Source organism: Kitasatospora sp. NPDC056181 (assembly GCF_042266225.1).
GTDB lineage: Bacteria > Actinomycetota > Actinomycetes > Streptomycetales > Streptomycetaceae > Kitasatospora.
This window is the reverse complement of record NZ_JBHJUK010000044.1, coordinates 30549-51463: the sequence shown is the minus strand read 5'-3', so window position 1 is coordinate 51463 and position 20915 is coordinate 30549. Positions and strand designations below refer to the sequence as shown.

The 20915-nt window shown below is 75.3% G+C and carries 17 protein-coding genes; 11 read left to right on the top strand and 6 right to left on the bottom strand.

The annotated features are described in order from the left end of the window. Positions 1 to 61 precede the first annotated feature (61 nt). Both ACFC1F_RS18680 and ACFC1F_RS18675 read right to left on the bottom strand, forming a co-directional pair. Positions 62 to 3262: an SNF2-related protein gene (locus ACFC1F_RS18680; RefSeq protein ID WP_376159550.1), complete on the bottom strand. Its 3201-nt coding sequence runs from the start codon at positions 3260 to 3262 to the stop codon at positions 62 to 64. A gap of 392 nt (positions 3263 to 3654) precedes the next feature. Next, positions 3655 to 4542 carry a LysR family transcriptional regulator gene (locus tag ACFC1F_RS18675; RefSeq protein WP_376159548.1) on the bottom strand — a complete coding sequence of 296 codons (888 nt, stop codon included), beginning with the start codon at positions 4540 to 4542 and terminating at the stop codon, positions 3655 to 3657. A 143-nt stretch (positions 4543 to 4685) separates the two neighbouring features. On the opposite strand from ACFC1F_RS18675, the gene ACFC1F_RS18670 reads away from it, so the two are divergent. From ACFC1F_RS18670 to ACFC1F_RS18660, 3 genes are all read left to right on the top strand, one after another. After that, positions 4686 to 6287, top strand: a complete 1602-nt coding sequence (locus ACFC1F_RS18670; protein ID WP_376159546.1) for a class I adenylate-forming enzyme family protein — start codon at positions 4686 to 4688, stop codon at positions 6285 to 6287. A gap of 198 nt (positions 6288 to 6485) precedes the next feature. After that, positions 6486 to 7856 carry an MFS transporter gene (locus tag ACFC1F_RS18665; RefSeq protein WP_376159544.1) on the top strand — a complete coding sequence of 457 codons (1371 nt, stop codon included), beginning with the start codon at positions 6486 to 6488 and terminating at the stop codon, positions 7854 to 7856. Positions 7857 to 8154: 298 nt separating this feature from the next. After that, positions 8155 to 8361 carry a hypothetical protein gene (locus tag ACFC1F_RS18660; protein WP_209412516.1) on the top strand — a complete coding sequence of 69 codons (207 nt, stop codon included), beginning with the start codon at positions 8155 to 8157 and terminating at the stop codon, positions 8359 to 8361. Positions 8362 to 8439: 78 nt separating this feature from the next. On the opposite strand, the gene ACFC1F_RS18655 is transcribed toward ACFC1F_RS18660, so the two are convergent. Continuing rightward, positions 8440 to 10347, bottom strand: coding sequence for a serine/threonine-protein kinase (locus tag ACFC1F_RS18655; RefSeq protein WP_376159542.1), 1908 nt, complete (start codon positions 10345 to 10347; stop codon positions 8440 to 8442). A 624-nt stretch (positions 10348 to 10971) separates the two neighbouring features. On the opposite strand from ACFC1F_RS18655, the gene ACFC1F_RS18650 reads away from it, so the two are divergent. Then, positions 10972 to 11922 carry a hypothetical protein gene (locus ACFC1F_RS18650; protein ID WP_376159540.1) on the top strand — a complete coding sequence of 317 codons (951 nt, stop codon included), beginning with the start codon at positions 10972 to 10974 and terminating at the stop codon, positions 11920 to 11922. Here ACFC1F_RS18650 and ACFC1F_RS18645 read toward each other — a convergent pair. Further along, positions 11904 to 12413, bottom strand: a complete 510-nt coding sequence (locus ACFC1F_RS18645) for a hypothetical protein (protein WP_376159538.1) — start codon at positions 12411 to 12413, stop codon at positions 11904 to 11906. The genes ACFC1F_RS18650 and ACFC1F_RS18645 overlap by 19 nt on opposite strands. A gap of 893 nt (positions 12414 to 13306) precedes the next feature. Here ACFC1F_RS18645 and ACFC1F_RS18640 point away from each other — a divergent pair. The 7 genes from ACFC1F_RS18640 to ACFC1F_RS18610 all read left to right on the top strand — a co-directional run bounded on the left by ACFC1F_RS18640 (position 13307) and on the right by ACFC1F_RS18610 (position 19810). Beyond that, the gene (locus ACFC1F_RS18640) at positions 13307 to 13498 is read left to right on the top strand and encodes a DUF1508 domain-containing protein (protein ID WP_148641405.1); all 192 of its coding nucleotides are present in this window, start codon (positions 13307 to 13309) and stop codon (positions 13496 to 13498) included. 133 nt (positions 13499 to 13631) lie between these two features. Next, positions 13632 to 14939, top strand: coding sequence for a glycosyltransferase family 4 protein (locus ACFC1F_RS18635; RefSeq protein WP_376159536.1), 1308 nt, complete (start codon positions 13632 to 13634; stop codon positions 14937 to 14939). Beyond that, positions 14936 to 16177, top strand: coding sequence for a glycosyltransferase (locus ACFC1F_RS18630; RefSeq protein WP_376159534.1), 1242 nt, complete (start codon positions 14936 to 14938; stop codon positions 16175 to 16177). Before ACFC1F_RS18635 ends, ACFC1F_RS18630 begins: the two co-directional genes overlap by 4 nt. A 243-nt stretch (positions 16178 to 16420) precedes the next feature. Beyond that, a complete protein-coding gene (locus ACFC1F_RS18625) occupies positions 16421 to 17302 on the top strand; it encodes an SGNH/GDSL hydrolase family protein (RefSeq protein WP_376159532.1) in 882 nt (293 codons plus the stop codon). Between the two features lie 59 nt (positions 17303 to 17361). Further along, positions 17362 to 17904, top strand: coding sequence for an MOSC domain-containing protein (locus ACFC1F_RS18620; protein WP_376159531.1), 543 nt, complete (start codon positions 17362 to 17364; stop codon positions 17902 to 17904). A gap of 110 nt (positions 17905 to 18014) precedes the next feature. Continuing rightward, positions 18015 to 19139, top strand: a complete 1125-nt coding sequence (locus ACFC1F_RS18615; RefSeq protein ID WP_376159529.1) for an NUDIX domain-containing protein — start codon at positions 18015 to 18017, stop codon at positions 19137 to 19139. Positions 19140 to 19414: 275 nt separating this feature from the next. Beyond that, complete coding sequence (locus ACFC1F_RS18610; RefSeq protein ID WP_376159527.1) at positions 19415 to 19810, top strand: DUF6188 family protein; 396 nt, start codon at positions 19415 to 19417, stop codon at positions 19808 to 19810. A gap of 209 nt (positions 19811 to 20019) precedes the next feature. Here the strand turns inward: ACFC1F_RS18610 and ACFC1F_RS18605 are convergent, their stop codons facing one another. Beyond that, positions 20020 to 20394: a hypothetical protein gene (locus ACFC1F_RS18605; protein WP_148641412.1), complete on the bottom strand. Its 375-nt coding sequence runs from the start codon at positions 20392 to 20394 to the stop codon at positions 20020 to 20022. A gap of 93 nt (positions 20395 to 20487) precedes the next feature. Continuing rightward, positions 20488 to 20874: a roadblock/LC7 domain-containing protein gene (locus ACFC1F_RS18600; protein ID WP_307853121.1), complete on the bottom strand. Its 387-nt coding sequence runs from the start codon at positions 20872 to 20874 to the stop codon at positions 20488 to 20490. Positions 20875 to 20915: the final 41 nt, after the last annotated feature.

Below are 20915 nucleotides of genomic sequence, written 5' to 3'. Positions count from 1 at the left end.
GCGGGGGGCTCTGGCACCACGGGGCGTCCGGGCACCGCGGGGAGCTCAGGCATCACGGGGGTCACTCTCCGATCGCGTCGGCCGACAGGGTGAGCAGCTCGCGCAGCCGCTCGGTCGAGAGCTCGGCCAGCCACTGCTCGCCGCCGCCGATCACGGCGTCGGCCAGGCTGCGCTTCGCCGCGAGCAGACCGTCGATCCGCTCCTCGACGGTGCCGGCGCAGACCAGCCGCCGTACCTGAACGTCGCGGCGCTGCCCGATCCGGTGCGCCCGGTCGGTGGCCTGGTCCTCGACGGCCGGGTTCCACCAGCGGTCGAGGTGGATCACCTGGTTGGCGGCGGACAGGTTGAGGCCGGTGCCGCCCGCGCGGAGCGACAGCAGGAAGACCTTCGGCCCGTCCGGTCGTTGGAACCGTTCCACCAGCTCGTCCCGGCGCCCCTTCGGCACGCCGCCGTGCAGGTAGGCGATCTCCTCGCGCAGCCTTCGGCCCAGGTAGGGCTGGAGCATGGTGCCGAACTCCGCGTACTGGGTGAAGACCAGCGCCCGGTCCCCCTCGGCCAGCGCCTCCTCCAGCAACTCCACCAGCCGCTCGACCTTGCCCGAACGACCTGCCAACTCGGTACCGTCATGGAGGAGTTGGGCCGGGTGATTGCAGACCTGTTTGAGTCGGCCGATCGCCGCCAGCACCGCACCCTTGCGCTCCACCCCGCGGATGCCCGCCAGGCGTTGCAACAGGTCGGCGACCACCGCCCGGTACAGGCCCGCCTGTTCGGCGGTGAGGTTGCAGCGGACGGTGAACTCCTGCTTGGCGGGCAGGTCCTGGGAGATCAGCGGGTCGCTCTTGCTGCGGCGGAGCAGGAAGGGCCCGGCCAGCCGCCGCAGCCTGGCCGCCACCTCGGCGTTGCCGGACTGCTCGACCGGGATCGAGAACCGCTCCTTGAAGGACTCCGCACTGCCGAACAGCCCCGGATTGGCGAAGTCGAGGACGGCGTGCAGCTCGGCGAGGCGGTTCTCCACCGGTGTGCCGGTGAGCGCTATCCGGGGACCGGACCGCAGCGAGCGGACCGCCCGGGACTGCCGGGCCGCCGGGTTCTTGATGTGCTGCGCCTCGTCGGCGACGATCCGCCGCCAGCGGACCCGGCGCAACTCGGCGACGTCGCGCTGGACCAGCCCGTAGGTGGTGATCACGAGATCGGCGGACGTGTCGGGCGCGGTACGGTCCGCGCCGTGGTGGACGTGCACGCGCAGGCCCGGGGCGAACCGGGCGGCCTCCCGCTGCCAGTTGCCGACCAGCGACATCGGACAGACCAGCAGGGCCGGACCGGTCGCGCCGCGCTCCTGCTCCAGGGCGAGCAGGGCGAGGGTCTGGACGGTCTTGCCCAGGCCCATGTCGTCGGCCAGCACGGCGCCCAGACCGAGCCGGCCGAGGGCGTCCAGCCAGGCCAGTCCCCGCCGCTGGTAGGGGCGGAGCGTCCCGGTGAAGCCGGCGGGCAGCTCGGGGACGCGGCTTGCGGGGCCGGGCCGGCCTGCCAGCAGGTCCCCGAGCGGACCGGCCGCGTGAACGGCGGTGACGGGCAGCCCGTCCACGGCCGCACGGTCGTCGACGGCCAGCCGGAGCAGCTCGGCCGGTGCCATCGTGCCGGTGCCGTGCTCGGCCAGGAACCGCACGGCGACGGCGAGTTGGGCCTGGTCCACCTCGATCCAGCGGCCGCGCAGCCGGACCAGCCCGCGCTGGGCCGCCGCCAGCTCGGCCAACTCCTCCTCGGTCAGGATGAGTTCGCCGAGGGAGAGCTGCCACTGGAAGTCCAGCACGTCGTCCCGGTCGATGTGCGCGGTGCGCTTGACCGCGCCGGCCGCGGCGGCCGGGGCCGCGCTGAGGGCTAGCCCGAGCCGGGGGCGCCGCTGCCACCAGGCCGGGAGCAGCACGCCGAAGCCGGCCCGGGCGAGGGCGGGAGCGGCCTCGCGCAGGAACCGCAGGGCGCCGTCGCGGTCGAGGTCGACGCCGGTGGGGCGGGCGCCCAACAGGGCGGTACCCAGTGGCGGGTGAACACGGGCGGCGCGCTCCAGCTCGGCGAGGTAGGCCGCCGCCGGGTCGGGGACGGTCCGGGCCAGGACGGCGTAGCCCGCATCCTCGGACCAGAGGTCGGCGGCGGGGACGACCACGGAGGGGCGGTCGACGGCCTGCACCAGCAGGTCGAGGCGCCAGACGTCGGCGGCCTTCCCGTCAGGGGTCTCGTGGCCGGCGTCCAGACCGAAGGAATCCAGGCCGGACGCATCCAGGCCGGACGCGTCCGGTCCTGAGGCGTCCAGGTCGGGCGCGAGTGGCTCGGTGAGCCGGAGGTTGAGCCGGAGCGGACTGTCCGCGGGCCGGGTGCCACGCCAGGCGGTGAGGCGTTCGGAGAGGTCCGCGGGCGGGGCCTGGCCGAGCAGGCCATCGGCGGCGTGGAGGGCGGCCAGCCAGGGCTCGGCGGGCGGTTCGAGGTCCGCGAGGGCGGCCCGGGCCTCGCGGTCGACCAGGGTCTCCAGCAGGCTGGTGACCAGGTCGGCGCCGGTGGGCCCGGCCGCGGCGGGGGAACCGGCAGTGGAGGAGGCGGCAGTGGAGGAACCGGGTGCGGAGAAGCGGGGTGCGGACGGCCGGTGCTCGGCGCGGCAGACGGGCGGGCAGCCCGCCGCCAGCGCGGCCAGCTCACGGCGGGCCGGGGCGTCCGGGGCGGGCCGCCAGCGCGCGTACCACTCCCCCGGTGCCTCCTCGCTCAGGGCCGGCAGCAGCAGCCCCCGCCCGACCAGCCGCCAGGCGAGGTCGTGCACGGCGGAGAGCCAGCGCAGCGAGGCGCCGTAGGCCAGCTCGACCGACCCGGCGCCGGGAAGTTCGACGGTCGCACCCGGCCAGTGCGGGTCGTACAGCGCACCCAGCAGCTGGGCCGCCTCCGCGGCGTCGAACAGCAGAGACGGCACCCGCCACGGGCTCAGCACGACCCCGTGCGGCGCACGGCCGACCGGCAGGTCGGGCGAGGGGGTCGGACGGTCACCGAGGGTCGGCAGGAGAAGCCCGGTCCAGCGCTCGGCGCCCTGGCCGGCCAGCCAGTCGAGCCCCGGCCCGATCGCGCCGAGCAGCCGCGCGACCTCCCCCGCGGTGCAGGCGTACGGATGCGCTCCGCCCTCCGCGCGGCGCGCCGCCGCCCGCCCGGTCCGGTACGCCTGCGCGTCCTCCGCCCAGAGCGCGAGGCGGCCGTCGGCTCGCCAGAGCGCGTGCAGGGCGTACATGGGCGGGCCTTCCGGAGGGGACGGGGCATGGCGGCACTGCGGTGGCAGTGGCATTTCCACCCTAACCGCGGGGTCCGACAAGGCGGCGGGGGCAAGGTGGCCGACCGAACGGGACGGGGGCGAGGTGGCCGGCCGAACGGGAGGGGGCAAGGCGGCCGACCGAACGGGACGGGGGCAAGGCGGCCGACCGAACGGGACGGGGGCGAGGTGGCCGACCGAACGGGAGGGGCGGGCCCGGCCGTGCCCCACCACGGGTGGCGTGAGCGGCTGGCCGCGTGATCGGTGCCGCCGCCGGACTCGGCGGAGGTCTGGCCCCCGCAGAGGCCGGGCTCCCGCGGCGCTCAGGATCCGGCGGCCGTCCGACCCCCGCGGCGCCCAGGCCCCGGCGGCGCTCACACCCCCGTGGCCGTCCGGCCGAAGTGGTGGACTGCGAAGGCGCCGAAGAGGCGGGCGGCGGCCGGGTGGTGGGCGGCGCCGTCGCGGACGAGGCGCAGTTCGCGGTGGCAGCCCGGTTCGGCGAGCCGCACCCAGCGGAGAGGCGCCCGGACTTCCGAGGCACGCGCCATCGCGGGCAGCAGGGCGACGCCCATGCCCGCGGCGACCAGGTTGACGACGGCGCCGGGCTCGTCCCCCTCGCAGACGATCACCGGCTCCACGCCGACCTGCGCGAAGAGCCGCTCGGCGAGGACCCGCTGCCAGTGGCCCCGGCTCGGGGTGACGAACGGTTCACCGTCCAGCTCGGAAACCGGCACCTCGTCCCGGCCCGCCAACCGGTGGCCTTCGGGCACCGCGAGCAGCACCTCCTCCCGCAGCAGCGGTTCGGACACCAGCCCCGGCCCCACGAGCGGTTGGGAGGCGACGCAGAGATCCACCTCCCGGGTGCGGAGCCGACGCACCATCGCATCGACGGAGGACTGCCGCACCCGTATCTCGACCTCGGGGTGAGCGGCCCGGAAGCGGGCCAGCAGGTCGGTGACGGTCAGCAGGGTCTCGGTGGCCAGCGTCACCCGGCCTCCCCCTTGCGCGAGCTCGGCCAACTCACGCTTGCCGTCGTCCAGTTCACGCAGGGCGCGGTCGACGCGGCGGAGGAAGGCCGCGCCGTGGTCGTTGAGGTGTATCCGTCGGCCGCGGCGGTCGAAGAGCAGGACGCCGAGCTCCGCCTCCAACCTGGCGATCGTCCGGCTCACCGAAGGCTGGGCGACGCGCAACTCCTCGGCGGCGCGGCTGATGTGACCGTGCCGGGCGACGACCTGGAAGCAGCGCAGAGCGAGCAGGTCCACCCCGTCGTCCCCCTTCGGCCGGGCCGGTTCTGATAACCGGTCAGGCATGATCTCATACCGGATTCGGTCTTGGCGCCGATGAGCGGAGTTCGCCTAGCCTCCGGACAGGGCCATCCGCCAGGACCGTCGAAGGAGACGCCACCATGCCCGCCAACTCCACTCCACCGTTCGAAAGTTATGTCGACGGCATCCTCGCGACCCTGCTCCGGCAACCCGAGCGGCCCGCGCTGGTCGGCGCCGACGGCCGCACCGTCACGGCCGGTGCGCTCCACGACGAGGTCCGCGCCACCGCCGCCGGCCTGGCCGCTCACGGCGTCCGGCGCGGAGACAGCGTTGCGTTCATCACCGGCGACCTGCCGGAGGCCGTCGTCGCACGCTATGCCGCGAACCTGCTCGGCGCCCGGGTGCTCTTCCTGGGCGCGGGCATGTCCGCGGCGGTGCAGGCGGAGATCGTCGCGAGCGCGGACGCCACCGTGCTGCTGGTCGACCCGGCCTGTCAGGCCGCGGCCGGGGCGCTGCTCACCCGGGTGCCGGTCCCGACGGTGCTCACGCTCGGCACCCCACTGCCGGGCACGGCCGTGGCCTCCGGCGCTGCCCACGGCGCTGCCCACGTCGTTGCCCCGGAAGCCGCCCCGGAAGCCGCCCCCGGCGCCGACGCCTCCGCGGACCGTGTGCGGCCCGAGGACGACTGGTGCCTTCGCTTCACCGGGGGCACCACCGGGATCCCGAAGGGCATCCCCCTGACGCACGGGCCCTACCGGCAGCTGCTCGACCGGCTCGCCGGACGACTCCGGGCCGACGCGCCGCCCCGCGCCCTGGCCTGCACCTCCCTCGCACACATGGCCGGCATCCTCGCCGACGCGGCGCTGCTCGCCGGGGGCACCGTGGTGCTGCGGCCCGGCTTCGAACCGGGCGACGTCCTCGCCGCGCTGGAGCGGGAGCGCATCACCGACCTGTGGCTGCTGCCACCGATGCTGTACGAGCTGCTGGACCACCCGACCGCAGCCGGCACCGACCTCTCCTCGCTGCGGCGGCTCTTCTACGGGGGCACGGTCGCCTCCGCCGAACGGCTGCGGCAGGCCGCGGAGGCGTTCGGGCCGGTGCTGCACGGCTGGTACGGGCAGACCGAGGCCGGGAACATCGCCGAGGTCGGGCCGGACGAGCACACGGTGACCGGCCCGGGCGGGCGGATCACCGCGGGCCGGCCGGACCCCGGGGTCGAGATCGAGGTCCGGGACCCGGCCGGGGCCGTCCTGCCCGCCGGCGAGAACGGGGAGATCCACGTCCGCACCCCCATGGTGATGAGCGGCTACTGGCGCCGCCCGGACCTCACCGCGGAGGTGTTGCACGAGGGCTGGGTCCGCACCGGGGACGTCGGCCACCTCGACGGCGCGGGCTACCTCCACCTGGTCGACCGGCTGAAGGAGATGGTCATCGTCGTGGGCGGGCACGTCTACCCGGCGGAGGTGGAACAGGTGCTTCTCACCCACCCCGCCGTCGCCCAGTGCTCCGCCTTCGGTGTCCAACGGGCCGATGGGAGCGAGGAGCTGCACGTCGCCGTGGTCCCGTCGGCCGTCGGCCCGCACCCGGACCGGCCGCTGGTCCGTGCCTGGGTCACCGACCGGCTGGGCGCGATGTACGCGCCGGCCGCCGTCCACGTCCTGGACCGCCTGCCGCTCACCGACGCGGGCAAGCCCGACCGCAAGCTGCTCCGCACGACGCTCGGCGGCTCCGGCGGCCGGTAGGCCGGGCAGCGGCGGCGGCAACGGCGGCGGTCGCAACGGCAGCAGTCGCCATGACGGCTGGCGCAACGACGGCGGCCGCAAGGATGGCGGTCGCCAGGATGGCGAGAGGTCTGTCGACATCAAGTATCTTGACGTCGAGATTCATCTCCGGCAGGCTGCTCCCCGAGCACCGCAACGGGGAACGGGGAGTGGCAAGCCATGGGACGGAACGAGGGCGGGCTACTGGCACAGCTGCGCCGACCACCCGGAGGACGGGACGGGCGGATCATGCTGCTCGCCCAGTTCCTGGACCGGGCCGGATCGGGCGTCTGGGCGGCGGCCTCGGTGCTGTACTTCACCTTCGTGACACGGCTGGACGCCCAACAGGTCGGCATCCTGCTGGGCGTCGCCGCCGTGGCGGGCATCGCCGGGTCGCCGCTGGCGGGGCAGCTCGCCGGACGGTTCACGGCTCGGGGACTGCTGATCTGGAGTCACCTGGTGCGGCTGGGCGCGATGGTGCTGCTGCTGCTCTGCGACAGCTTCGCCGCCCTGCTGCCCGTCATCGCCCTCGTCTGCCTGGCCGAACGCGCCGCCAAGACGCTGGAGATGCTCTTCGCCACGCGGGCGACGGGCGAGCGGCGCTCGACCTACCAGGCGCTCACCCGCAGCGCCGCCAACGCCGGGGTGGCACTGGGCGCCGGGGTCGCGGCGATCGGTCTGGCCGTGGGGACGGAGAACGCCTACCGGGCGCTGGTCCTGGCCAACGCGCTCTCGTACGCGGTAACCGCGGCCCTGGTGTGGCGCACGCGGGAGCCGCACGGCGGCGGGCGGGTGGCGGCGCAGGCCGGCGGCGGACCGGACACGGCCGCCGGCACCGCCGTCGAAACCGCCGCGGAAGGGCCGACGCCCAGCCCCTGGCGGGACGGCGGCTACCTGCGCTTCGTCCTGCTCGACATCCCGATGTGCCTGGACGACTCGCTGCTCAACGTCGGACTGCCGCTCTGGCTGGTGAACCACACCTCGGCGCCGCACGCCTTCGTCCCGGTCTTCCTGGTGGTCAACACCGCGCTGGTCGTCCTGCTCCAACTGCGGGTCTCGGCGCGGGCCGAGGGGCCGCACCGGGCGGCGGCCGCGGTGACCCTGTACGGAGTGGCGATGCTCGCGACCTGCGTCGTCCTGGCGTTCGGCACCGGGGGCGGGGCCTGGAGCGCGTCGATCGCCCTGCTGGTCACGGCGGTCCTGGTGACCGCCGCCGAGCTGGTGCGGTCGGTGACCTCCTGGGAGCTGGCCGTCTCGCTCGCACCCGACCGGGCCCGGGCGTCCTACCTGGGCGTGGCCGGCATGGCCCAGTCCATCCAGAAGTCCGCCGGACCGCTGCTGCTGACCGGCGTGGTGATGACGGCCGGCCCCGTCGGCTGGCTCGGGCTCGGGGCGGCGGTCGCCGGGCTCTCCGTCGTCCAGCGCCGGACCTGCGAACGGCGACTGGCGACCGTGCGGCCCACCCCGACGACGACGTCCGCCCCTGCGGAGGCCGGCAGCGCGGCTCCCGCGCCGGCCGCCGAGGCACACCCGGTCCGACCGGTGGGGTGACGTCCGGTCCGACCGGTGGGGCGGTCGGCGAAGCGGCGGACGGAACGGCGGACGGAACGGCAGTGGGGCCGGCGGCCCGCTCCGCGTCGGGCCGCTGCCGAGCCGGCCACAGGGCGGTTCACCCGACCGGGTTGTCTCCATCACCCGTTCGCACCTCTCCGGTGGCAAAACGGCCAAATCCACACGTTCGCATGCCAACGTTTGCAGGGCGTCCCCACAGGACGCCTCTTTGCCCGCCCGGGCCGGCCGTCCGGCCGCAGGGCCGGCCGAAGAGCTGGGAACACCTGGAAGGCATGAGATGTCTGTTCGTGGAACGCTCTGCAAGTTCGCCGTCACCGCGGTCCTGGCGGCTGCGGCCGCGGTCGCCGTGCCCACCACGGCGGTGGCGCACAGCGAGGCCCCGCAGCCCTCTTCGGCCTCCGGCCTCGCCACGGGCGCGGCCTCGGTCGGCCTCTTCGGCCCGAAGCTCGCCTGGCTGGAGGCGTTCAGCCGGAGCAACGGCTGACCTGCCGTTCCACCGCCACCCGGACGCCCCGACCGCACCGAGCGGCCGGGGCGTCCGGCGTTCCGCCCCGTACCGGTGTCAGGGGAGCTTGCCGAGGGCCTTCGTCATCAGGGCCTCGACCTGCCCTGCGGGCGGGAAGGGCCGTGATTCCGTCGCGAAGAACTCGACGAGGTACCCGCCCTTGGCGGTGGTGACCTTGTCCACGACGGCGGGTGCGTAGGTGATGCCGTTCTCGGTACAGGTGTAGGTCTCACGACGGGCCACCACGTCGCCGCCGATCGCCGGGGCCGGCAGGGGCTTGACGGTCACCTCACAGCTCTGGGGGTCGCCGCTGAACTTGATCTTCGCGGTGAACGACGGGCACCCGCTCAACTGGTCCCGGACGGACTGCATCGTCCGGGCCACCTCGGCGGCGTCGGCCTCCTTGAGCTGCTCGTTGAACGAGTACCGCTCCGCCGCACCGGCGGCCGACTTGTAGAAGAACTCCGCGGTGTCGTCCTGCGTGTGCTTCCAGCGGCTTTCGCGGTTGCGCGCCTCGCAGGGCCAGGTGCCCCCGACGGGGCGTCCGTAGCCCATGTCCCCCGCGCCGGAGTTCTCGTAGTACCCGGACGGCATGTCGCTCTTGTGCAGCAGCTTCGCCCGGATCGTGCTGGTCTCGGAGAAGTAGGGCAAGGCGAAGGCCACTCCCAGCGCGGCGGCCCCCGCGAGGAACGACGCGGTGATCACCGGCCACGTCCGCCGCCGCGGCCGCCGCGCGGAGTCCGTCGTGTCCGCGGGGTGAGCGGGGTCCGACGGGTCCGCGGCGGACACCTCGGGCACAGCGACGTGCGGTGCGGGCACGGCAGCAGGCACTCCGGCGGGCAGGGTGGGCCCGGTGACAGGCGGTACCGGCAGGGTCGGCCCGGTGACGGACTGCGCCGGAACGGTGGGCCCGGCGTACGCGTCGATGACGCCCGGAGCCCCGGTACTGCCCGCCGCTGGTACAGGGGCCGGGGCCACCGGCCCGGTCACGAAGGCGGCGGGTCCTGGAGCAGGAGCGGGAGCGGGAGCGGGAGCGGCGGGTACGGGTTCGGGTACGGGTGCGCCGACCGCCGGGACCTCCGGGACCGCCGAATCCACCGGCCCGGGAACGGCAGCGGCGGCCGCCCGGCCCAGCAGCGCGGCGGCCTCGTGGAAAGAGAGCCTGCGCAGCGGGTCCTTCGTCATCAGGCCCTCGATCACGGGCGCGAGCGCCCCCGCGCGCCGCGCAGGCGGCGCCTCGTCCGAGACGACGGCCAGCAGCGAGGCGGTCGGGGTGGCGCGCTGGAACGGGGACAGGCCCTCGACCGCCTGGTACAGCGAGACGCCGAGCGAGAAGAGGTCCCCGGCCGGTCCGTCGTCCTGGCCATGGATCCGCTCCGGCGCCATGTACTCGATCGACCCGATGACGGCGCCGGTCGCGGTGAGCGCGGTGTCCTCGTGCCGCAGGGCGATGCCGAAGTCGGTGAGCAGCACCTGGCCGTCGTCGGCCAGCATGATGTTGGCCGGCTTCACGTCCCGGTGGACGATGCCCGCCGCGTGCGCCGCGCCCAGCGCCGACAGCACCGCCGCACCGATCCGGGCCACCGTCTCCGGCGCCAGCGGTCCGTCCGCCGCCAGCCGGTCCGCCAGCGAGCCCCCGGTGATCAGCTGCATCACCGTCCACGGCACGCCGTCCGCCACGAGCACGTCGTGCACCGCGACGACGTGCGGGTGGTCGCGCAGCCGGGCGGCGCTGCGGGCCTCCCGCTGCGCCCGGACCAGCCGCTCGTCGGCCTGGGCCGGACTCATCGAAGGGGCCAGCCAGACCTGCTTGACCGCGACGTCGACGTGCAGGGCGGTGTCGGTCGCCTGCCAGACCTGCCCGAACCCACCGGCCCCCAGACGCCGGACCAGCCGGTACCGCCCGGCGATGACCAGCCCCTCGTACGCCCCTTCGCCCGCCACCCCGTCGCCCACGGCTGCCACCGCATATCCCCTCGTCGACCGGCGTCATGATAGCGAGCGGCCGTCATTCCCCCGTCACGAAGGCCATGTTCACAACGCCGGTGCCCGATCGAGCGGCGACATCGGTCAGTCGGCCACAGCCACGGCCGGGTCGTCGACCGACCTCGCTGCCGACTGCGCGGTTCGGGCCGACCGGCATCGAGCGTCCGAGGACACCACTCGTGGCGGGTGGAGTGAACGAGCGTCACGGTCACCACTGGAACCGGCCACCCGGATCGTTGATCCGCTGCTCCCGTTCGCCCACCCGATCGGCGACCTGCACCACCGTCACCACCACCCGCGGCCGACCGAAGTCGCCATCGGCCAGGCTGCCTTCACCGTGCGCGCGGGCCGGGTGGCCTCTTGCCTCGCGACCTCCGACCGGCCTCCGGCCTCCAGCCTCCGGCTCCCGGCTCCCGGCTCCTGCGACCGGGATGCCGACGCCCGCACTGCCCTTCGGTGGGGCGTTCGGCGTCGTCCGAAAACCCCTTGCTCGCCGGTCCGCCCGCTTGGTGGGATGCAGGGGCTTCGACGGCGGGAGGGGACAGCTTGGCGGTGTTCGGGTGTGCGGGCTGCGGTGCGGTCCTGACGGCGGCGGTGTCGGAGGTGGCGTTGCCGATCCACCTGGCCGACACCCACTGGGAGACGCTGCACCCACCGCTGCTGGAGGCCGGGTCCTACGCCGTCGACCCCGCACCGTTCGGGCCGCCGTGGCGGCAGTGGGACGAGGCCGGGGCCCGCGAGGCGGCGGCGCGGGGGCGCTTCGAGCCGTTCGGCGTGCTGTCCGACGGGCCGTCGGGCACCGTTCTCCTCGCGCCCGGCGACATGCGCAACACCGGGCTGATCCTCGAACGGGCCGATGGCTACTGCATGGGGATCGACGGAAGGGACGGGCCGAACCTCGCCTGCCTGGGCTGCGATCTGCCGGTGGGAACGAGGTTGGACGACTGCGGGTGCTGGCAGGTCGTCCGGCTCGTCCCGGAGGCGGTCGTGCGGCTGCCCGGCCCGCCGGAGCGGCCGATCATGGGTTGGGCGGAGCTGCTGGCCACCGGCGCGCTGTGGCACCGGCTGAGCGAGTACCGGGACATCCCGGCGGGCGTGGCTCTCGCCCAGGTGGTGGTGGCCGCCGGGGGCGCGCCGGTCGAAGTGGCACCCGGGCCGGTCGCGGAGCTCCTCGGCCGGGCACTCGGCGCGCTGCTTCCCGCAGGGGAGAGCGCGAGGAGGCTGGACCTGGCGGGACCGGGGCTCGGCGAGCCGGCCGCCGATCTGGTGCTGGTGCCGGTCCACCCGCAGACCGGAGACATGTGGCAGCCGCAGGCCGGGGCGGTGCCGGTACCCATGGATGCCGCGCTCTGGGCCGAGCTCGCCTTTCCTCCACACCGGACCCGGCTGCCGGTCGTCGGCGGGCTGCCGGCAGGCGTGGAGCGGGACGACCCGCTGCCGCCGCACCCGTGGTACCCGTTCCAGCCGTCCACGGAGGCGTTCCGGTACACGCTCGCGCGGATTCCCACCGTCCGGGAACCGTGGCTGCGGGCGATCTACGACCGAGGATGCTGACGCGGCACGTTCTCCGGAAGGCCGGGCAGGACGGGATTGTCGGGGTCGCCGTGGGCTCGCCGCCGCTCCGTCATCTCCGCGAGTCCATCGGCGTGGACGTCATCCTCCTGACCACGGAGCTCCTGGGGCACCAGCGTCCGTGTCAACTCGCCGTGAAGCGCCCACCCATTCGAGGCCCTGAGCTGCTCCGGCGGGATGGGCGCGGTGCAGATTCGGGGCCGGCTCTCCAACCGCTGCGGCCACATCTGCTCCTGAGGGCGGCTGACTCGCAGTGGCGCATGCTCCTCAACTTCTGCTTGGAGCCACAACAGTCGGAAGCGGCGCTCAAGTTCGAGCAGGTCCTCCGGATTTGCGCCGTGCACGCGGGGGCCGAGGACCTTCACGAGCCCCACCACGAGTTCCCCCTTGGGCAGGCGCGCCCCGGCGAAGGCATTGTGGATGGTCGCTGCCGAAGCGAAGGGAACCGCAAGCGCCCGAAGCTCCTTCTCCACCTCCCTCACTGACGGGCGCATCGCCCGGTCGTGAAGCTCGTGAAGGGCGTCGTTGAGACGGCGATGCGCCGGAGCGACATGCTCCGGTCTCCCCAGCCGCCCCGCCCTCGCCATCTCAGCCCTCCCCCTGTTCCATGGTGTTCAACTATGCCCACAACCAGCCGGCCATGCACGACGTTGCCCCACAACGCGCCGCCTGCTTGGAGATCATCTCCGACCCTGCAAACGTGGAGCCACAGTCGAAGGAGGACCAATGGCCAAGTGGAATGCAGGGCAGCGGCGTTGGGCGCGGGCAGCTGGATTCAGCGCACTTCGCGGCGCGGCGTACGCGCTGGGGATGTCAGTGGTGGCGTGGGCCGTCAAGGTCCTCCAGGGATAGGCACGGCCTCGGTGAGAGCCCGACGGAGCCCTCGGCAGTTGCGAGGGCTCCGTCGGGAAGCAGCGAGCCCGTCTTCGTGAACAGGCGATCGTGGCGGTCACCGGCTGTGGCCGCCGGGGGCGTATCGGCTCCAGGCTCCGCGGGCCTCCGTAACGAGGTGGGTGGTGGTCGTGCCGTGGTGGCCGAGGGCCCGGGCGGCCACGGGTGCGGAGTACGGAGGAAACCGGTGGCGGATCGCTGAGGCCTGGCCACGCCGGGCCGGAACTCCGACGGCGCGGAGCTGGTCGAGCAGGGACGGCCGGCCGCCACCCGCTCGCCGTCGAGGGCTCTCCGGATCCCCCTGCCGACATGTCCCCGGAGGGTCCCCACCGGAGCCGTCCGCTCTGATCCGTCCCGGACGCCGGTGACCCGTTTGGCGGAGACAACCCGAATGCCTCATCTGGCAAGCGGTGGAGGGTATTTGGTCCTACGTTGCCGTTCGAGGGGGTTACCCGACCGAGAGGTGAAGGACCTGATGGCTGGAAAGTTCGAGCTGTACACCGACGAGACCGGCATGCACCGGTTCCGGCTCAAGGCGAGCAACGGCTCCGTCGTGGTCACCGGAGACCCGCAGGAGAGCCGGGACGACTGCATCAAGAGCATCGAGTCGATCCGCAAGCTCGCGCCCTACGCGGAGCTCAAGGAATCGGCGGCCGGTCCGGCCTGAGCGGTCGGGCTCCCGCTGCTGGCGGCGGGATGAGGGTGGAGCGCGGGTCGGCGGCACAAATCGCCGACCCGCGTTCGTTTGTACGACAGATCCCTTTGGCCGCGTGCACGCCGGACCCGGACACAACTCAGGCATGCGCGTCGCCATCGTCACCGAATCCTTCCCTCCCGAGGTCAACGGAGTCGCCCACAGCGTGCTGCGGACGGCCGAGCACCTGGTCCGCCGGGGCCACCAGCCACTCGTCATCACCCCGGCTCCCGCGCGAGGCGCCGACTGCCCTCCGCACACCTTCGGGGCCGGACCGACCGCAGCCGAACTGCCGGTCGTCCGCGTCCCCTCCGTCCCGCTGCCCGGGTACCCGCAGGTGCGGATCGCCCTGCCCGGCCGGCAGCTCACCGCCGCCGTCGCCGGGCACCGGCCCGACCTGGTCCACCTGGCCAGCCCGTTCGTGCTCGGCGCGCGCGGCATGCAGGCCGCCGCACGGCTCGGCGTCCCCGCCGTCGCCGTCTACCAGACCGACCTCGCCGGCTACGCGCACGCCTACCGGGCCGGGCGCCGGCTCGGCGAGGCCGCGGCCTGGCACCGCATCCGCACCATCCACCGGGCCGCCGCCCGCACCCTCGCGCCGTCGACCCCGGCGGCGCAGGACCTCACCGCGCACGGCGTGCCCAGGGTCCAGCTCTGGCCGCGCGGGGTCGACTCGGTCCGCTTCCACCCGCGCCACCGCGACGAGACGCTGCACCGGACGCTCGCCCCCGGCGGGGAGGTGCTGGTCGGGTACGTCGGCCGGCTCGCGCCCGAGAAGCGGGTCGACCTGCTGGCCGCCGCCTCGGCACTGCCCGGGGTGCGGGTCGTCGTCATCGGGGACGGGCCGTCCACCGCCGGGCTCAGGGCCGCGATGCCCGGCGCGGTCTTCCTCGGCCGCCGGACCGGCGACGACCTCGCCCGCTGCTTCGCCACCCTGGACGTGTTCGTGCACACCGGTCCGCTGGAGACCTTCTGCCAGACCATCCAGGAGGCGATGGCCAGCGGCGTCCCGGTGATCGGCCCGGCCGTCGGCGGGCCGCTCGACCTCGTCGCCCACCACCGGACCGGCCTGCTGGTCCCGCCCCGGGACGGCGCCGCCGTCGCCCGGGCGGTCGGGACCCTGGCCGCCGACGCCGCCCTGCGGGCCCGTTACGGGAACGCCGGGCGGGCGGAGGTGACCGCCCGTACCTGGGAGGCGGTCGGGGACCTGCTGCTGCGGCACTACGCGGAGGTGCTGGCGGAGCACCGGGGAGTCTCCCCGGCGGCGGCCGCCGAGGCCCCGCCGGCCGTGCCCGTGCCGCCCGTACCGGCCGCACCGACCGCACCGACCGCGGCGCCTGCCCCGGACGTACCGGCCGTTCCGGCCGTTCCGCCCGCGCCGGCCTCCCCGGTGGTGGAGGAGCTGACGGCATGACCGGACACGGAGGCCCGCTGCGGATCGTCCGGGTGGCGAACTTCGTCACCCCCGTCTCCGGCGGACTGCGCACGGCGCTGCGCCACCTCGGGGCCGGCTACCGCGCCGCCGGGCACGTCCCGGTGCTCGTCGTGCCCGGCGCGCGGCGTACCGAGGAGGAGACCGAGCAGGGCCTGGTCGTCACCCTGCCCGGGCCCGTCCTGCCCGGCAGCGGCGGCTACCGGCTGCTCACCGACCGGCAGGCCGTCACCCACGAGCTCACCCGGCTCGCGCCCGACCGGCTGGAGGTGTCCGACCGCACCACCCTGCGCTGGACCGGCGGGTGGGCACGGCGGCACGGCATCCGCTCGGTCATGGTGTCGCACGAGAGCGCCGCCGGACTGCTCCGCACCTGGGGCCTGCCCGCCCCGCTCGCCGGGGCCGCCGCCGACCGGCTCAACGGTCTGACGGCGCGGGCGTACGACACGGTGGTCTGCACGACGGACTGGGCGGCGGCCGAGTTCCGCCGCCTGGGCGTGCGGAACCTGGCGCGCGCACCGCTCGGTGTGGACCTCACCGGGATGCGGCCCCCGACGGACGCGGAGCGGGCAGCGGAACGGGCCCGGTACGCGGAGCCGGGGCAGGTGCTCCTGGTGCTCTGCTCACGGCTCTCCACCGAGAAGCACCCCGAGCGGGCGGTCGACGCGCTCGCCGTGCTGCGTGCCCGCCGGGTCCCGGCCGTCCTCGTGGTGGCGGGCACCGGGCCGCTCCGCCCGCGGCTCGCCGCCCGGGCCGCCCGGCTCCGGCTGCCCGTGCACTTCCTCGGGCACGTCGGCGGCCGCGACGCGCTGGCCCGGCTGCTCGGCTGCGCCGACGTGGTGCTCGCCCCGGGACCGGTCGAGACGTTCGGGCTCGCCGCGATGGAGGCGCTCGCCTGCGGCACGCCGGTGGCGGTCAGCCGCTCCTCGGCGCTCCCCGGGCTGGTCGGGCCGGCAGGCGTGGCCGCCGCGGACACCGGCGCGGGCTTCGCGGAGGCCGTCGCCACGCTGCTCGCCCGCCCCGAGGCAGCCCGGCGCCGTACGGCGCGCGCCCAGGCGGAACAGTACGGCTGGCCCGCCGCCGTCACCGCCTTCCTGGCCGCCCACGGCGCGAGGGCACTCGGCGCGGGAACGGACGGCGCGGGGACGGAGCAGGCCGGGATGGATGGCGCCGGCGGGGACGCCGCCTCGGCGTCCCGGGCAGGCGAGGCGGGCCGGTAGCGCATGGGAAGTCGGACGGGCCGACTTCCTGCTCCGGGTGCCCCCCGGGGGGCGCTGGGGCCGCTGCCCGGAGAGGCGAGGCAGGACCGGAGTGGGACGTCGGACCCGCCGACTTCCCACTCCGGCGGTGAGGGACGCGGAGTCAGGAGGCAGGCAGTGAGCACGGTGACGGTCGGGGGCGGGGGCGGGGACGGGGGCGGTGCGGCGGTTCCGGGCGGGGCCCGGGGGCCGGGAGGGCGACGGGTGGCCGGGCCCGTCCGGTTCGTGGCGCTCGGGGACTCCCTCACGGAGGGGGTCGGCGACCCGGTGGCCGGCGGGTGGCGGGGCTGGGCCGCGTTGCTCGCACGGTCGCTGGCGCCGGCCGGGGCCGGCGTCGAGTTCACCAATCTGGCGCGCAGCGGCGCCCTCAGCACCGATCTGACGGCGGAGCAGCTGCCCGTAGCCCTGGCGCTGCGCCCGGCGGTGGCGGCCGTGGTCGTCGGTGGCAACGACACCCTGCGGGCCGGGTTCGACGTCGGCCGCACCGCGCGGGAGCTGGACACCACCATCCGTGAGCTGGCCCGCACCGGCGCGCTGGTGCTCACCGCGTGCCTGCCCGACCCGGGCACGCTGCTGCGGCTCCCGCAGCCGCTCGCCCGTCCGCTGGCCCGCCGGATGCGCGCGGTGAACACGGTGGTGCACGCGCTCTCGGCCCGTCACCGGACCGTCCACCTGCACATCGCCGAGCTGCCGTGGACGGCGCGGCGGCAGCTGCTGAGCGTGGACCGGCTCCACCCGAGCGCCGAGGGGCACCACCTGATCGCCCGCGGCTTCCACGACCTGCTCGCCGCCGCCGGCCGCCCGCTCGGCCCGGCCCCCGCCGCCGAACCGGCCGAGCCCCCGCCGGGCACGCTGGCGGACCTGTGGTGGATGGCGACCCGGGGCACCCGCTGGGTCTCCGACCGCAGCACCGATCTGCTCCCCGGCCTGCTCGCACTGGCCGCCGTCGAGGGATTCGCCCGGCTCCGCGGGGCCACCGGCCGCCAGGACGAGCAGATGGTTCGCGCGGCGGCCGCGGCGCTCGCCTCGCTCGGCCGGGCCGGGGCGCGGGATCCGTCGGCCGGCTGCCGGAAGCTACCCTCCTGACGGGCACGGTCACGATCAGAGGCGCTGCGATCAGCGCCACGTACGGAGGGGGCCGCCGAATGAGCGGATCGGTCACGGCAGTCAGCAGCAACGGCGAGTACTCGTTCACCAAGCCCAACCGGGCCGCCATCACTCTGCTCGCCGGGCTCGGTGTGGAGGGGGACGTCCACGCCGGGGTCACGGTCAGGCACCGCTCGCGGGTCGCGCAGGACCCGACCCAGCCCAACCTGCGGCAGGTCCACCTCATCCACGAGGAGCTCTTCGCCGAGGTGGGCGCGGCCGGCTTCGGCGTACGGCCGGGCGATCTCGGCGAGAACGTCACCACCCGGGGCGTCGACCTGCTCGGCCTGCCCGTCGGGGCGCTGCTGCGGATCGGCGGCGAGGCGGTCGTCGAGGTCACCGGCCTGCGCAATCCGTGCGCCCAGATCGACAACTTCCAGGACGGGCTGCTGAAGCAGGTCGTCGGCCGGGACGAGGCCGGGAACGTCGTCCGCAGGGCCGGCATCATGGGTGTCGTCCGGACCGGCGGCGTGGTCCGGCCCGGCGACGCGATCGCCGTGGAGCTGCCGGAAGGACCGCACCGGCCCCTCGAACGGGTCTGACGGCGGGTTCGGCCCGCGGGTCGGCGGGGAACCGTCGGGGTGGGCGGGGCTGTCCTGCCAGGCGGGCGGGCGGGGGTCGTCCACCCGGTTCGACGGAGGGACTTGCCGTGGTGACGTCGGAGTCTGCGGGCGGCCTGGACGGTCGTGCGGGGCGCGAGTTGCTGGCCGCCGCCGGAGTGCTGTTCCCGGACGCACAGGGCCGGGTGCTGGTCGTCCGGCTGCCGTACGACCGGAAGCATCCGCTGGCGGTCTCCGGCGGCGGATGGGAGCCGCGGGACCTCTCCCCGCGCCGGACGGCCGTGCGGGAGATCGAGGAGGAGCTGGGGTTCACCCCCAGGCTCGGGCCGTTGGCCTGCATCGACTGGACGCTCGACGACCACCGGCCGCCGATCGCCGCGCACCTCTACTGGGGCGACCCGCTCACCCCCCAGGAGCTGGCCGCGTTCACGCCGGACCCGGCGGAGGTCGGCGGCTGGGCGTGGCTGACACCCGAGCAGGCGGGCCACGCCCTGCCGCCGCGGCTCTCCCGCCGGGTGAGCGCCTGCCTGCGCGCGCCGCGGGACGCCGGGCCGCTCGAACTCGAGGACAGCATGCCCGCCGGGCACACCCTCGACCACCTGGCGGCCGGGCCGCCGCCCGCGTACACCCGGCTGGCCGGGGTCACGCTCACCGGCACGCCCGACCTGCCCCCGGCGGAGCCCGCCGCTCCCCCGCTGGACCGGGAGACGTTCATCGCCACCCGCCCACGGATCCGGGCCAAGGCGCGGACGCTGTTCACCGACGCGGACGGGCGGGTGCTGCTGGTGCGGCTGCGCCCGTGGCCGGGCCCGGGCGGCGAGGAGCCGTACTGGGTGCTGCCCGGCGGCGGCATCGAGGCGGACCGCGAGCTGCCCCGGGCCGCGGCCCGGCGCGAGGTCCGCGAGGAGCTGGGCTGGGAGTGCGAACCGGGCCGGCTGCTGGCCCTCGACTGGCTGCCCGGACGGGACGCGGACCGGGCGAGCGGCCGGGACACCGCCGTCCTGGTGTACGTCTTCGACGGCGGGACGGTGACGGAGGAACAGCTCTCCTCGATCGCCCTGGCCGAGGACGAGCTGGTCGAGTGGCGGCTCTGCGACCCGGCCCGGGCCCGGGCGCTGCTGTCCGGCTCCTCCTGGGCCCGGACGGCGGCCGCCCTCGCCACCCGCGCCCGGGCGGGCGGCCCGGCCGAACTGGTCGGCGGGCGGCCTGCGGACTGACGGAGGGCGGCGGGCGCCGGCCCGCAGGCCGCCGTCGCATGCGCCTGGAGGCGGACGGGCCTGCAGGCGCACGCGACGGCTGACCGGCGCGCGCAGCGCCGCGCGCTCCGACGGCGGGCGGACGGGCGCGCCGACGGCGGGCGGACGGAGGCGGGCGGACGGAGGCGGGCGGACGGAGGCGGGCGGACGGAGGCGGGCGGGCGGAGGCGGACCGCCGGAGTACCGGACCGCCGGAGTACCGGACCAGAACGGTGTTCCTGGTCCACACTGGGCCCATGCAGAACGCGATCGGGAAGGTACTGGCCGGCCGCCGGGTGGCGGCGGTCGGCGGCGGCGGCCGGCTCGACATCTCACTCGACGGGCCGGTGACCGTCCGGGTGGCGCACGAGTTCGTGTTCGCGACGCCCACCGAGGTGGACCACTTCTTCCCCGCCCTGACCCTCCGCCCGTCCGGCGCGCTGCTCGGCCTGGTGGGCCGGACGCTCGGCGCCGCCCGGGTGACCATGGCGGGTGGGCTGGAGCTGGCCTTCGACGGTGACGCCGTGCTGTCCGTGCCGCCGCACGCGCAGGTCGCGCCCTGGAGCGTCGTCACGCCCGAGGGCACCGTCTGCGCGGGGCTGGCGGGCGGCGAGGTGGCGTGGGCGGGGGACCCGGCGACGCCCAGCGGGTGAGCCCGGAAGTCCCGAGTCGGCCCGGGCGTCCCGGGTCGGCCCGATGCAGCCCGGGCAGGCCCCGGGCGTCCCGGGCCGGACCGGCCGACGCCACCGGCCGTCCGGCCCACGCCACCGACCCACGCCACCGACCGGCCGGTCCCCGCGCCGCGCGACGCGGGGGGCCGGCCGCCGGACGGGCGGCCGGGTCGGCAGCACCGCCCGACGCGTCAGACCTCCAGTTCGTTCTCGATCTTCGTCAGCTGGTGCCGGGCCATCGCCAGGTTGGCGCGGCCCTTGTCCAGCGCGAGGTAGAGGAACAGGCCCTTGCCCCCGCGGCCGGTGAGCGGGCGGATCAGGTGGTACTGGCTGCTGAGGGTGATGAGGATGTCCTCGATACCGTCCTGCAGCCCGAGCATGTCCATCGTGCGCATCTTGGCCCGGACCACGTCGGTGTTCCCGGCCGCGGCGACGTTGAGGTCGAACCCTCCGGGGCCGTCGAGGGTGGCGAGGGCCATGCCGCTGTTGTAGTCGACGAGGGCTGCGCCGAGGGCGCCCTCGATCGCGGTCATGGTCTGCTTGAGCGCGCCGGCTGCGTCCGTCATGTCGGTTTCTCCAGTTCGTTCGGAAGATCGGAAGGGTGGGGAAGGTCGGAAGGTTCGGTCGGGTCGGATGGGGCCGGAAGGTGCGGGATGCGCCTACGGAGGGTCCTTGGGGGTCAGCGAGTCGTTGATCAGGGTTGCGATGCGCCGGGCGGAGCGGCGGGCCTCCAGGTGCAGCCGGCCGACGTTCACGTCCGGGTGCGCCAGCAGGGTGAGCACACAGCTGCCGCCCGCCGCGTAGGTGCCGATGTACCCGTACTCGCCGCGCACCAGCGACTCCCGGAACTCGCCCTGCCCGGTGGTGTCCGCGAGCCGCTGGGCCAGGCTCAGCGAGGCGGCGGTCATCGCGGCCAGACCGGAGGGCTCGGCCCCGTGGGTGTCGTGCGCGACCAACAGGCCGTCCACGCTGGCCACCAGACCGCCCGCGAGGTGCGGGACCCGATGCCTGAGGGCCCGCAGTTCGGCCAGCAGCTCGGTCTCCAAGGCGATCAGTTGTCTCCTTCCGACACGCTGCTTGAGCGCCC

Excerpts from the sequence above, each read along its gene's own strand:
- ACFC1F_RS18680 (WP_376159550.1), bottom strand. The coding sequence starts at position 3,262 with ATGTACGCCCTGCACGCGCTCTGGCGAGCCGACGGCCGCCTCGCGCTC.
- ACFC1F_RS18670 (WP_376159546.1), top strand. The coding sequence starts at position 4,686 with ATGCCCGCCAACTCCACTCCACCGTTCGAAAGTTATGTCGACGGCATC.
- ACFC1F_RS18665 (WP_376159544.1), top strand. The coding sequence starts at position 6,486 with ATGGGACGGAACGAGGGCGGGCTACTGGCACAGCTGCGCCGACCACCC.
- ACFC1F_RS18660 (WP_209412516.1), top strand. The coding sequence starts at position 8,155 with ATGTCTGTTCGTGGAACGCTCTGCAAGTTCGCCGTCACCGCGGTCCTG.
- ACFC1F_RS18640 (WP_148641405.1), top strand. The coding sequence starts at position 13,307 with ATGGCTGGAAAGTTCGAGCTGTACACCGACGAGACCGGCATGCACCGG.
- ACFC1F_RS18635 (WP_376159536.1), top strand. The coding sequence starts at position 13,632 with ATGCGCGTCGCCATCGTCACCGAATCCTTCCCTCCCGAGGTCAACGGA.
- ACFC1F_RS18630 (WP_376159534.1), top strand. The coding sequence starts at position 14,936 with ATGACCGGACACGGAGGCCCGCTGCGGATCGTCCGGGTGGCGAACTTC.
- ACFC1F_RS18620 (WP_376159531.1), top strand. The coding sequence starts at position 17,362 with ATGAGCGGATCGGTCACGGCAGTCAGCAGCAACGGCGAGTACTCGTTC.
- ACFC1F_RS18610 (WP_376159527.1), top strand. The coding sequence starts at position 19,415 with ATGCAGAACGCGATCGGGAAGGTACTGGCCGGCCGCCGGGTGGCGGCG.
- ACFC1F_RS18605 (WP_148641412.1), bottom strand. The coding sequence starts at position 20,394 with ATGACGGACGCAGCCGGCGCGCTCAAGCAGACCATGACCGCGATCGAG.